The sequence below is a fragment of the Nonomuraea sp. B12E4 genome (assembly GCF_039871825.1).
Classification (GTDB): Bacteria; Actinomycetota; Actinomycetes; order Streptosporangiales; family Streptosporangiaceae; genus Nonomuraea.
This window is the reverse complement of record NZ_JBDPME010000003.1, coordinates 108436-121530: the sequence shown is the minus strand read 5'-3', so window position 1 is coordinate 121530 and position 13095 is coordinate 108436. Positions and strand designations below refer to the sequence as shown.

The window sequence follows — 13095 nt, the reverse complement described above, 5'->3', positions numbered from 1 at the left end:
TAAGGAGGAAATGGCGTGGTCGGGCCTTACCGGGGGTTGTTCAACAGGCCCGGCGTCAAGGGATTCGTGCTCGCGGGGCTCGTCGCGCGGATGCCGATGTCGATGATGGGCATCGGGATCGTGCTCCTGATCACGGCCCTCACCGAGAACTACGCCACCGCCGGCGCGGTCTCCGCCACCACCAACGTGGCCTTCGCCGTCATGGCCCCCCTGTCGGGGCGGCTCGTGGACCGGTTCGGGCAGGGCCGCGTCATCGTGCCCTTCACCGTCGTCAACACGCTCGCGCTGCTGTCCCTCATGGTCTGCGCCGGGCTGCGGCTGCCCGACTGGACGCTGTACGCCTCCGGCCTGGTCATCGGGGCCGCGACCCTGTCCATCGGCTCCATGGTGCGGGCCCGCTGGTCGGTCATCCACGGCGGCTCGCACAAGCTGCACACCGCCTTCGCCTTCGAGTCCGTGGCCGACGAGGTCGTCTTCGTCACCGGACCGGCGCTGGTCACGGTGCTGGCCACGGGCGTCAACCCGTTCGCGGGCCTGGTGGTGGCGCTGGTCTGCCTGTTCCTGGGCTCCATGGTGCTGGCGGCGCAGCGGAGCACCCAGCCGCCCGTCCAGCCGGTCAAGTCCGCCTCCGGCACGCCCATCCTCATCCCGGGCATCGCCCTGCTGGCGTGCGTCTACCTGGCGCTGGGCTCGGTGTTCGGGTCGGTGGACCTGGTCACGGTGGCCTACGCGGACGAGCACGGGGCCAAGGGGGTCGCCGGGTTCCTGCTGGCCGCGTTCGCGAGCGGGTCGATGGTGTCGGGCCTGTGGTTCGGGTCCAGGACCTGGCGGATCTCGCTGCGTAGCCGGTTCATCCGCGCGCTGTGCGTGTTCGTGGTGGGGCTGATGCCGATCATGTTCATCGGCGATCTCCGGCTGATGGCCGGGGCGCTGTTCCTGGCCGGGCTCGCCATCTCGCCGACGCTCATCACGGGCTTCTCTCTCACCGAGCGGCTGGTGCCTCCGTCCCTGCTCACGGAGGGTCTGGCGTGGATCTCGACCGCGATCGGCTTCGGGGTGGCGATGGGCGCATGGGCGGGCGGCCGGCTCACCGAGACGTACGGCGCGTCCGGCGCCTACGCCTTCTCGGCCGGAGCGGCGGCGCTGGCGATGGTGGTGGGAATCGGAGGTTCGGGTTTGCTGAGACTTCCCGAAGCGCCTTCACCCTCGGCGAGGTGATCCGCTACCGTCGGGAAGATCCCTCGCAACACCCATCACAATGGAAGCTTTTCTTATGTCCCGACAAGTCAGTTCACTTCTAGCCATCGCAGCGGTTTGCGTCACGCTGGCTCCGGCCCCCGCGTTCGCCGCGGCGCCCAAGAAGGCGCCCGTCGACTGTAAGCAGGTCAAGTGCGTCGCACTGACCTTCGACGACGGGCCCGGCCAGTACGCGGGGACGCTGCTCGACACGCTCAAGAAGTACAACGCGAAGGCGACGTTCTTCCTCGAGGGCCAATACGTCAAGAGCCGCCCCGCCTTCGTCAAGCGCATGGTCGCGGAGGGCCACGAGCTCGGTAACCACAGCTACACGCACCCGGACTTCACCAAAAAGGAGATCTGGGACATCCGCGCCGAGGTCAAGAAGACTCAGGACGAGGTCAAGAAGGCGGCGGGCGTCGAGCCCAAGCTGATGCGCCCGCCGTACGGGCTGACCAACCTGCCGATCTCCGACGTGGCCACCGAGTTCGGCATGCCGATCATCCTGTGGACCGCCGGTTCGGAGGACTGGGCCTCGAAGAACGTCGAGAAGATCAAGAAGCAGACGATGGCGGTCGCCAAGCAGGACAGCATCATCCTCATGCACGACTGGGTGAAGCAGACCGTCGACGCCATGCCGTCCATCATCCAGTCACTGCAGAAGAAGGGCTACCACCTCGTCACCGTGTCCGAGGTGATCAAGCACGAGGAGCTGAAGCCCGGCGACGCCTTCCCGGTTCCGGAGGGCTGGAGTAACAAGTGAGTATTGTTCGGGTTTAAAACCGAACGATATTCCGGAGGGTGCTCATGGCGTTCATCAACTGGGCGCGCAACCAAACGGGCACCCCCGCCGAAGTCCGGGCCCCCGCCCGCGTGGCGGACGTCGTACGCGCTGTGCGGGACGCCGCCGCCACGGGCCGGCGGGTCCGGATGGTCGGCACGGGCCACTCCTTCACCGGAGTGGCCCTCACCGACGGCATCATGCTGAGCCCGTCCGCGCTCACCGGGATCCGGTCCTGGGCCGGTGACCGCGTCACCGTGCTGGCGGGCACGCCGCTGCGGGTCCTGAACGACCTGCTCGCCGGGCGCGGCCTGGCCCTGTCGAACATGGGCGACATCACCGAGCAGACGGTCGCGGGCGCGATCCAGACCGGCACGCACGGCACCGGGCGGGACAGCGGCGGGCTCGCCGACCAGGTCGCCGAGCTGGAGCTGGTGCTCGCCGACGGCTCGGTGGCGACCATCGGGCCGGGCGAGGAGCTGTTCGACGCCGCCCGGGTGGGGCTCGGAGCCATCGGGATCGTGACCGCCGTGACGTTCCGCGTGGAGCCCGCGTTCCTGCTGTGCGGCCGGCGGCGCCGGCTGCCGCTCGGCGAGCTGCTCGACTCGCTCGACCCGCTGACCTCCGCCAACGAGCATCTCGACTTCTTCTGGCTGCCGCACACCGACGCCTGCCTGGTCAAGACGGGCAACAGGGACCCGGGTCCGGCCAGGCCGGCCGGCGCGGTCAGGCACTGGGTGGACACCGTGCTCCTGGAGAACGCGGTCTTCGGCGCCGCCTGCGCCCTCGGGGCCCGCTTACCCGGCCTCATCCCGCGGATCAACGCCGCCGGCGTGGCGGCGCTCACGGACTCGGAGTCGGTGGACGCCTCGTACAAGGTCTTCACGGCGCGGCGGGACGTGCGCTTCCTCGAGATGGAGTACGCGGTCCCGCGCGAACGTCTCGCCCAGGCCCTACGCGAGATCAGGGACCTGATCGAGCTCACCGACTGGAAGATCAGCTTCCCGGTGGAGGTACGGGTGGCGCCTCCGTCCGACGCCTGGCTGTCCGCTGCGTACGCGCGGCGCACGGCCTACATCGCCTGCCACATCTACCGCCCGACCCCCAACCCCGCCTACTTCGAGGCGGTGGAGGACATCATGATCCGCCTGGCCGGGCGGCCGCACTGGGGCAAACTGCACACCCGGGACGCCGCGTACCTGGGCCGGGTCTATCCCCGCTTCGCCGACTTCACCGCCCTGCGGGACCGGCTCGACCCGCGCCGCCTGTTCACCAACGACTACCTGGACGCGGTGCTCGGCTAGCGTTAGGTAAAGACCTGCCGCCCGCGCGTGTCCCTGCGCCCCTGCGGCCCGCGGCCCCGGCACCCTCGTAACTCGTGCCCCGTCGACTCGGCCTGCCCTCCGTGTACCTCGCCGCGGCCCTGGCTACCTCCGCCACGGCCGCCGCCACCACCGTCCCGCTGGCCATGACGCCCGCTTCGGGACTCGCGCTGCGCCCCGCCCCGTCAGAGCCCACCCGCCCGTACGTCGTCACCGCGCGTAGCCGGGTGGCCGCCCGCGATCTGGTCGGCGAGGTCCGCTGGCGGGTCCGCCGCTACTACACGGCCGCCCTGCCCGGATTCGCCACTTTCCTCACCGCGGCCGAGCTCGCCGAGCTGCGCGCCGACCCGCGGGTGCTCGCCATCGAGCCCGACCGCCAGATCCACCCCATGCCCATGGCGGCACCCACCCGTCCGCTTCCCGGCGAGGGCACCGGCCGGGGCACCACCGTGTACGTCGTGGACAGCGGCGTCGACCCTGACCGGGTCGCGTTCGCGGAGCGGGTCTGGCGCGCGTTCGACGCCACCGGCGGCACCGGCCGCGGCTGCGCCGGGCATGGCACCCGGGCCGCGCGGCTGGCCCACGAGGCGGCGCCCAGGGCCGGGATCGCCTCGGTGCGCGTGCTCGGCTGCGCCGGCTCCGGCACGCTGGCCGACGCACTGGCGGGGCTCGACTGGATCCACCGGCACGCACGCGGGCCGGCCGTCGCCGCCCTGGCCCTCGACGGTGCCGGATCCCCCGCGCTCGACGCGGCCGTACGGGCTCTGGCGCGCTCGGGCGTGTTCGTGGTCGCGGCGGCCGACGCGGGCGCCTGCCGGGTCGTTCCGGGCGGCGCGGCGTACTCGGCTCACGCCGCTCACCTGGCAGGAGTCGCCGCCCGGCACCTGGAGCGCCATCCTGCCGCCCAGCCGCCTGTCGTGGCATCGTGGCTCAAATGCGCCACGGCGCACGGCGCGATTGGCCAGAATCCATCTGGGGCTCCCCACCTCCTCGTGCGCAACGGTGGGCGCTAGAGGGATGGATCCGACAAATGTGACCGGCGTCACATCGCCCCGGGGCTATCCCAGGAAGGCGATGTTCGGACATGCCGGGTACGGTGCTGGCAGGCAACCGGCACACGCGAGAGACTCAAGGGTCCGGGGGAAGAATGGCGACGCTGACGAAGGGACTCGCATGCAGGAGCTCCGACTCGTCGCGGTAAGTGAGGACGGCACCTATCTCGTGCTGGCTACTGCCGGGCGAGGTACGCGCTTCACGCTTCCCGTGGACGACCGGCTCCGTGCTGCCGTCCGCGGCAACTTCTCCCGTCTCGGCCAGTACGAGATCGAAGTGGAGAGTCCGTTGCGCCCCAAGGAGATCCAGGCCCGGATCCGTGCCGGAGAGACGGCTGAGGAGATAGCCGCGACCGCCGGGATCCCGGTCGAGCGTGTCCGCTGGTTCGAGGGGCCGGTGCTGCAGGAGCGCGAATACGTCGCCCAGCAGGCGCAGCGGGTCGCCGTACGCATGCCCGGGGAGTCCGCGCCCGGCCCCACCCTGGGTGACCTCGTGGCGGAGCGGCTGACCAGGCGGGGCGTGCCCACCGACGAGATCGACTGGGACTCCGCCAAGCGGGACGACGGGCTGTGGCGGGTCAAGCTCGGCTACGTCTGGAACGGTCACACGCGCCACGCCGAGTGGCTCTTCGATCCGCGCAAGCGCCACGTGACGCCCCACGACGACGAGGCCATGCGCCTGTCGTCCGCCGACTTCGACCCGGAGCCGGCCGCCGTGGAGGACACCACGGTGACGCCGTTCACGCCGCGGGTGGCCAAGCTGCAGCCGGTGCCGCCGCTGCCGTCGGGCGCCGTGCCGTTCCCCTCGGTGGTGCGGCGCGAGCCCGCGGAGCCCGCGGTGGGGTACAACCCGCCGCCGCGGGGCGCGGAGACGTCATATGGGCGCGCCCCGGAGTCTCCCTCCCGCGATGCGGCCTTCGACCGCGCCTCCGCCCACCGCGACCCGTCCTCGGAGCCGCCCCTCCGCCACGAACCACCGGCCCGCGAGCCCTTCCGCCAGGAACCGGCCGCCCGCGAGTCGTACCGCCCGGACGTTCCCGCCCGCGAGTCGTACCGGCCGGAACCTCCCGCCCGCGAGTCGTACCGCCCCGACGCTCCCGCCCGCGAGTCGTACCAGCCGGAACCTCCCGCCCGCGAGTCGTACCGCCCCGACGCTCCCGCCCGCGAGTCGTACCAGCCGGAGTCTCCCGCCCGCGAGGCCGGCTATGGCCGCCCGGGCGACGCCTCGCCGCGCCGCGGCGGCCCCTCGACGTGGCTGCCCGACTTCAGCTCGGGCCGTCCGGGCGAGCGCGACACCGACTCGATCTACTCCCCCGCCACCCCCCCGCCCGCACAACCCCCCACGGCGACCCCGCGGCCACCCGCCACGGATTCACAGCCGCCCGTCACGGGCCCGCGCCAGGACACCACGGCACCGCAGCAACAGCCCACGGCACCGCCGCGGCCCCTCCCCCGCGAACCACACGCGACCACCGGGGAGCCGCAGGCCACCGCCGGGGAGCCGCAGGCCACCACCGGCGACCGGCCCACTGTGGAAGCTCGGCCTGCCGCTGGGGAGCCCCAGGCAGCCTTCGAGGAGCCGCCGGCACGGCCCGAAGCCGTCGCACCGGCCCCCGCCGACCCGGCTCCGACCGCCGACCTGACGCCCACGACCGCATCCCGCCCGCACGTCGAAACGGTCCAGCCGGAGTCGTCAGCGCAGCCCGCCCAGCCGGACGTGTCAGGAGAGCCCGCCCAGCCGGACGCGTCAGCGCAGCCCGCGCAATCGAGCCCGTCAGCGGAGTCGGCCACGCGGCCGAGCGCCGCCGAGGAGTCCGTCGCCCAGCCGGACAATGTCGCCGACCCGGTCGCGCCGACATCACCGTCCTCCGGTACGGAAGCCGGTGATGTCACCTCTGCCACCGCGGACACAGCCGAAACGCCTGAGGCCTCGGTCGCAGCCCCGACGCCGGACTCCACGACCGCCGCCGCCAGCCGGCCCGAAGCGGCCACGGAGCAGAAGGCAGAAACCGCCCAGGACACGCCCGAGACGGCCGACGCGTCCACCCCTGTCGCTCAGGCCGAGACGCCTGCCGCGCAGGACAGCATGCCTGCCGCGCAGGGCCAGACTCCGGCCGCGCAGGCCGACACGCCCGCCGCGGAGATCGGGACACCGGCCGCGCAGGCCGAGTCGCCTGCCGTGACGGAGGCCAGGGGCTCGGAGATCGAGGGCTCCAGCGACGCACCCACCGAGGCGGGGACGGCGGCGGAGACCCCCGACGGCGCTGCCGCCGCAACCCCCGACACCAACGCCGCCGCATCGGACACCGCCGCCTCACCGGCACCCGAGGCCACCGCCGACGTGGCCGCCGACGCCACCGCCGACGTGGCCGCCGCGGCGACCACCGGCGACTCGAGCGCCGATATCGCCGCCTCTTCGGCGTCCCCGGCCGTCGCAGGCACGACGCCGGAGGCCACCGCCAAGGCGCCCGATGTCGCCACCGACGCCGAGGTTTCCGGCGCCGCCACCGTCCAGAGTCCCGACACGGCCACCAGGACCCCCGACGTCGCCACCAAGACACCCGACGTCACCAGTAACGCCGAGGTTTCCGGCGGGGCCACGGTCCAGAGTCCCGGCACGACCGCCGGGACCCCCGACGTCGCCGCCGAGACTCCCGAGGTCGTCGCCAAGCCCTCCGAGGTCGCCGCTCAGGCGCCTCGCGGCAGTGACGCCGAAGCAACACCCCAGGTCGCGGAGGACGAGGCCGCGGGTGTTGCGGACGCCGCCGCGACGGCCACGGACGGCAAGAAGGCCAAGGAGACCAAGGAGGCTCAGGCCGCCGCACCGGAGGGCAAGCCGAAGCGGGGCGGTGAGGCTCGGCAGCCCGCACCCGGGGCAGAGCCGGAGAAGCCCGCCCAGGAGGCCAAGCCACCGGCGCCCAAGCCCAAGCCCGGTCCTGCGGTGCCTGCGGCACGGGCGGGAAAGGACGACGCCAAGGAGGACCCGGCCGTGCCGGTGCCGTCCCCGCCGCCCGCCCCTGCCGCCCGTCCGGCACGCAAGTCGCGAGGCCGCCGGGCCTCGGTCCCGACGTGGGACGAGATCATGTTCGGTGCCCGCCGCCAAGATTGATCATCCCAGCCCGGCCGGCAAGGGCGCATCACCAGAACGCCCCCGGCCGCAGGCACCCGTCCGTCGAACGGGGCGAAGGCCGGGCGTCAGCGCGCCCGCCGTCCGACCACGGCGTTCGGGAAACGCACCCGTCGCCGGGACGCGACGCTTCCGGAGCACGCCCGTCAGCCGAGCACAAGGTTCACGAGCGCGCCCACCACCCAGCACGACGCGCGCCAACGCACCCATCGGCCGGCACACCGCTTCCAAGCGTGACCGTCAGCCGAGCACAACGTTTCCCGAGCGTCAGCGCGCGATCTTCCAGCGTCAGTGGGGCCCGTCTGACTGCGGCATTCGAAGGGTCGAGGCGACCGGTGCCCGGGACCGTCCAAGGCGCCGGACCGCCCGTTGCACCCTTCGGAGCGTCGCGCATCAGACGGCAACGTTCCTGAAGCGGCCGGGGTGTCCGATGCTCGACAGGCGGGGGTGTTCGGGCGGGGCGTTCGTTACCCGGTGGGTGGGGGTGTCGCCGGTTGGGTGAAAGGGCTGAGCCACTCGGGGGTCACCTCGGCGGGGAAGGTCGCGCCCTGGGTTACCGAGACGTCGATCGCCGAGTAGCCGCGCTTGCCCGCGCCCACCCCGGCGGTCAGCGTGAGCACCCCGGCGCGCCGCTGGAACCACGTCTGCCGCAGCCGCCAGCCCACCACGGCCCGGCGTTCCACCACCGCCTGGGAGCGGCGCAGTGACCCCGACCGCACCGCCAGCCGTAGCCCGTCGTAGCCGTGTCCCAGGGACGCGTACCTGTCGAGCCCCAAGGGGACCCCCAGACCCGCCAGGAGCAGCGCCACCACCAGCAGGATCCACCACACCACCTGGCCCGTCGCCCAGACCGGGACGGCGGCGAGTGCCGCCACGGCGAGCCACGGGATGACGGCGCGGAACAGGCGGCGGTTGCGGGCCACGGGCGGGTGCGGGCGCAGCACGGACCGGTAGGGGCCGATGGCGTCCGCGGTCACCTGGACGGCCACCGCGCGCGGCACGTCGGGCAGGAGTTGCCCGCGCGTCTGCGAGTCGCCCAGCCCTGTCACGATGGCCCAGGCGCGGACCACCCCGGCCCACCGCTCGGCCAGGCCGTCAACGACCTCGTAGCCGCGCACCCGGCCCGACTCCAGCGACACGCTGCGCCGGTTGACCAGCCCGCGCTCGGCCACCAGGTAGCCGTCGCGGTGCTTGAGCCGGAAGTCCCAGTTGAAGACCGCGTACATCAGCCCGCCCACGAGCGGCATCGCCACCACCAGCAGCAGCACCGCGACCAGCAACAGGTAGGGGTGGGTCCAGAGCCACTCTCCCGCGCTCAGGGCGGCGTCCTGGCCGAACCCCAGCTCGTCCCCCCACTGGAAGGTCAGTCCCACCGCACCGCCCGCCAGCGCGAACGGGGTGAGCAGGTAGGCGCCCGACAGCGGCCCGTACAGCAGCCACTTGCGCGGCACGCTGATGATCGTGCGCTCGGCCGGCCCGGCCGCCTCGGCGTCGGGTACGTGCGTCTCGGCGCGGGCGGTGCGGCGCAGGAGCACCGTCTTGAGGCGTTCGGCCTCCGCCGGCGTGACCCCGTCGAGCTCGGCCTCCTCGTCGCCGCCGCTCGCCCCGGTGTCGATCTTGAGCACGGCCAGGCCAAGCAGCCGGTGCATGGGCGGCGTGGACACGTCCACCCCGCGGATCCGCTCCAGCGGGATGGTACGGACGGAGCGGCTGATCAACGACCGTTTCGTCTCCAGGCGGTCGCCGAGGATCTCGTAGGTGAAGGTGGCCCACCGGATGATCGCGAACATGACGGTGCCCGCCACGCCGAGCGCCGCCCAGCCGTACGACCTGGCCGAGAACCCGCCCACGAACAGCACGCCGACGAGGGGGAGCAGAAGCGAGGGCAGCATGCGTACCGGATGGATGAGGAGGACCTTGGGGCTCAGCCGCAACGGCGCCCGGCCCGGGAGCGGGGCGTCCGTGGCGGGCGTCGGGGGCCCGTCCGCGTACGGCCGCCGCTCCCCGCCGGGAGGCGGCTCCGGGGCGGGCATGGGGCCGTCCTCCTGAGGCGGCGGGCGGTGGGGGCCGGTCATGTCGCGTCGTCCCTGAGCTCCTCGGCCCGGTGCGCGAGCTGCTCGGCGAGGCCCGCGGCGACCTGAACGTCCAGGCCCTTGATCGTCGAGGAGCCGGCATGGGACGCGGTGCGGATCTCGAGCGTCGCAAGCCCGAGCATCCGTTCCATCCAGCCTTGCCCCTTGTCGACCGTCTGGATGCGGCTCACAGGCACGAACACCCACTCCCTGGTCAGGAAGCCCGACCGGGCGTAGACGACGTCTCCTGAGAGCTCCCAGCGATGCACGGCATACCGTACGAAGGGCTCGGCCGCCAGGAACGGCAGGATCAGCACCACGACCGCGCCGGGCAGCAACCACGAGTTGTCGGCGAACCAGCCGGGCACCCACGACCAGCCGCTCCCGCCGACCCAGCGCGCCACCAGGAGTGACCCGCCGAGGAACAACACGAACGCGATCAGTGCCTCCAACAGCCACAGGCGGACGGCCTTGGGCGAGACGCGATTCGCCGGATCGCGCAGCGGGCCTGTTGACGTCACAAGGCCAGCTTAGGGCGCGAACCCGGATCATGATCCGCCGTCGGAGGTGGTAGAAGATCCACCGATTTTCCCGGCGTGTCTGCCGACGGGCCGCTCGGCGTCGGTGCCATGCTCGGTGGCGGCCGGCCGCAGGCTGTCGAGCTTGGCCACATCGGCGGCGCCACGTTCGTGCCAGCCAGGCCCGGCCAGCGCGGGACCGCACCACAGCGCGAGCCTCTCACGCGACGTGGCAGCCGCCGTTTCGCGCCCGCCGCCTTGACGCGCCGGCCGTGCCCGCTGCTGCGTCGGGTGCTCGGGGTGGAACCCGTACATCCGGCACGATCTGACGTGCCTGGTTTTTGCCACAGGGAGACGACCGAAACAGTGTCCATTTTGTCGGCTCACGGCGCCAGATCGCGTCCCGCGGCCCGCCACGGTGAACCGGCAGGCCAGAAAGGGCCCCCCGGTAGACCACGTTTCGACTCCGCCCGGGATGACAGAGGTCATGGTTGTGTCGAACCTCACTACCCGGATGCCGCGATTCTGGGCCGTTTCGGATCCTTTACCGGCCACCGACCATCGAGAAACGGTCTGCGCACCGCCGAGAGCCGCGTAGCATCATCCGACATGGGGCTGTGTAACGCGGCATCGCGCATGCGGCGCATCGCTGTCAGTGTGACGGCGGTGGCTGCCGTGTTCGCCTTGGCCGCTTGCGGCAGCTTCATCGGCAGGTCCAGAGCCAAGGACATCGCGGAGATCAACGTCTCGAGCCCGGAGTTGCGCGAGGGCAAGCCGCTGCCGAGCGACTACTCCTGTCAGGGCGATCAGGGCAGCCCGCCGCTGCGCTGGTCGAGCCAGCCGTTGTCCGAGGCCAAGTCGATCGCGATCGTGGTCGACTCCCACACCACTTCCGATTCGGCCGTGCACTGGGTGATCTACAACATCCCGGCGACCACGACCGAGCTGGGCGCCGACGCCGCCAGTGACCCGCCCGCAGGGTCCGGTCAGGCCAAGGTCACCAGCGGCAAGGGAGGCTACGAGCCCCCCTGCAACCCCGAGGGCAGCTACCGCTTCACCGTCTACACATTGAGCGGCAAGATCAACCCGAAGAGCGCCTCCCTCTCCGGGATCTTGAAGCAGATCGCGGACCAGACCATCGCGCGTGGCCGCCTCACAGCTGTTGGCATCCAGTGAAGGAACGAACACGGCACGTAGTACCTATGTACCAATTCTTCACGTAGGGTGTGACAACTCTCATAGTGGTCCGACACAATCAGATCCAATTGTTAGGCACTGGTGATCAAAGGGGGCAGATCGCGTCGATGGCCGCGCGATCTCATCGGTGCCGAAGGGAGGCCATGGCTTTGAGGGTGGTGCAATGATCGCGGTCGTAGTGAGCTTGGTCGCTGTCGTGCTCCTCGTGCTCGTCGTCGTGGCACTGGGCATGCGTTCCATGAACCGCCGGGAGAGCTCTCTCCCTCCGGAACGGCTGAAGGAGATGGCCGAGAAGGAGGAGCAGACCCTGGCTCGTTCCACGGACGAGTTCGCGGCGCACGAGCCGCGTATGGCCAATTTCAGTCCTGACTTCAGCCCTATCGACGAAGTCAAGCCGAAACCGGTCCGCACCGGTCAGCGCGGCAGGCGTGGCGTCGACGAGTGGGGCAACCCGAGCACGGACGACGACGACGAGGAGTTCTGGGCCAACATCCGCAGTGACGCGGAGGAGGGCGGCTTCGGCGCCGGCGGCACCGTGGCGGCCAGGAAGGGCGCCTCCCGTCCCGTCGAGCGCGAGCGCCAGGCCGAGCAGCAGCGCGGTGAGCGGCAGCGCCCGGCCGAACAGCGGCCCACCGAACAGCGCCCCACCGAACAGCGCCCCACCGAACAGCGGCCCGCCGAGCCGCGGCCGGAGCAGCAGCGCCCCGCGGCGCAGCAGCGGCCCTCGGGAGGGCGGGGCGAGCGGCCCAAGCGCCGCAGCGAGCGGTCCAGGCCGCAGCCCGCGACCGCCTCGGTCGACCCCGACGCCACCACCGTCCAGGGACCTCTGCCGCAGCGCCCGGTCCCCGCCGGGGCCGCGGCCTCCGGCCTCGCCGACCTGGTCGAGCCGGCCAAGCGTGCCACCCCGGCCCAGGCCGAGCTGGCAGACCAGCGCACCATGACCTTCGCGGCGCCGCCCGGCGACGTGATGAGCATCCTCAGCCCGGGCGCCCAGCCGGTGCCCGCCCCCACCCGCCCCGCCGACCAGGCCCCCGCCACGCGTCCCAGCCCGGTCTCGACCAACGCCTCCTACCCGGCGGCCGCCGGCGGCGGCTCCTCGAACGGCCACTCCTCCCCCGGCAGCGGCTCGTTCCCGGCCACGCCCGCCCCGACCGGCAGCGGCTCGTTCCCTGCGGTGAGCCCCACGTCCAGCGGCTCGTTCCCGGCCGCGCCCGCCCCCATCCACGGCGCGCCGACGAGCGACCCGTTCCCCGCCTACAGCGGCGGCGCGGCCGACCCGCTCGACACCACCTGGACCGCCCCGCCCGCGGCCACCTCGTCCGGCTCCTGGCCGGCCACGCCCGACATCCTGGACGACCCCACCCCGGCCGCCGCCTCCTACGGCGCCGGAAACTCGTGGCCGGCGTTCGACCAGTCCGCCTCCGGCTCCTACCCGGCCTCGTACGAGGTGCGCTCCGGCTGGGCCGTGGCCGACGACTCCTCCGACCCGCTGACCGGTCCCTCCCCCGCCACGGGCACCCCCACCACGCCGAGCCGGGCGGTCTCGTCCTACGACGACGTGCTGTCGGCCCCGACGCCGCCCTCGTCGATCGCGTACGAGACCGGCGACTACACCAGCAGCCCCGCGGGCTCCGCGGCCGCCTGGCCGGAGCCGCCCTCGGGCACCGCGGGCTGGCCGACGTACGGGAACCAGGCGGCGCAAAACGGCGGCGGTCACGGGCGCACGCCCGAGCAGGACTACCCGCACGACTACTACCGCTGATCCCAGGCTCCCATCAGGTCGAAGGCAG

The 13095-nt window shown here is 72.4% G+C and carries 9 protein-coding genes; 7 read left to right on the top strand and 2 right to left on the bottom strand.

Annotated features, from left to right (window positions below; all coding sequences use genetic code 11):
* The first annotated feature begins 15 nt into the window (after positions 1-15).
* The 5 genes from ABGB18_RS09305 to sepH all read left to right on the top strand — a co-directional run bounded on the left by ABGB18_RS09305 (position 16) and on the right by sepH (position 7500).
* The gene (locus ABGB18_RS09305) at positions 16-1218 is read left to right on the top strand and encodes an MFS transporter (RefSeq protein WP_347694991.1); all 1203 of its coding nucleotides are present in this window, start codon (positions 16-18) and stop codon (positions 1216-1218) included.
* A 55-nt stretch (positions 1219-1273) separates the two neighbouring features.
* Positions 1274-1999: a polysaccharide deacetylase family protein gene (locus ABGB18_RS09300; protein ID WP_347694990.1), complete on the top strand. Its 726-nt coding sequence runs from the start codon at positions 1274-1276 to the stop codon at positions 1997-1999.
* A 44-nt stretch (positions 2000-2043) separates the two neighbouring features.
* The gene (locus ABGB18_RS09295; protein ID WP_347694989.1) at positions 2044-3321 is read left to right on the top strand and encodes a D-arabinono-1,4-lactone oxidase; all 1278 of its coding nucleotides are present in this window, start codon (positions 2044-2046) and stop codon (positions 3319-3321) included.
* Positions 3322-3395: 74 nt separating this feature from the next.
* Positions 3396-4352: a S8 family serine peptidase gene (locus tag ABGB18_RS09290; protein ID WP_347694988.1), complete on the top strand. Its 957-nt coding sequence runs from the start codon at positions 3396-3398 to the stop codon at positions 4350-4352.
* A 160-nt stretch (positions 4353-4512) separates the two neighbouring features.
* Entirely contained in the window at positions 4513-7500 is a 2988-nt protein-coding gene (gene sepH / locus ABGB18_RS09285) for a septation protein SepH (RefSeq protein ID WP_347694987.1), read from the top strand.
* Between the two features lie 485 nt (positions 7501-7985).
* Here the strand turns inward: sepH and ABGB18_RS09280 are convergent, their stop codons facing one another.
* A complete protein-coding gene (locus ABGB18_RS09280; RefSeq protein ID WP_347694986.1) occupies positions 7986-9593 on the bottom strand; it encodes a PH domain-containing protein in 1608 nt (535 codons plus the stop codon).
* Complete coding sequence (locus tag ABGB18_RS09275; RefSeq protein ID WP_347694985.1) at positions 9590-10111, bottom strand: PH domain-containing protein; 522 nt, start codon at positions 10109-10111, stop codon at positions 9590-9592. The genes ABGB18_RS09280 and ABGB18_RS09275 overlap by 4 nt, the downstream gene beginning before the upstream one ends.
* A 663-nt stretch (positions 10112-10774) precedes the next feature.
* Between ABGB18_RS09275 and ABGB18_RS09270 the strand changes: the two genes are divergently transcribed.
* Complete coding sequence (locus ABGB18_RS09270) at positions 10775-11284, top strand: YbhB/YbcL family Raf kinase inhibitor-like protein (protein WP_347694984.1); 510 nt, start codon at positions 10775-10777, stop codon at positions 11282-11284.
* 184 nt (positions 11285-11468) lie between these two features.
* Positions 11469-13067, top strand: a complete 1599-nt coding sequence (locus tag ABGB18_RS09265; RefSeq protein ID WP_347694983.1) for a hypothetical protein — start codon at positions 11469-11471, stop codon at positions 13065-13067.
* Positions 13068-13095 lie beyond the last annotated feature (28 nt).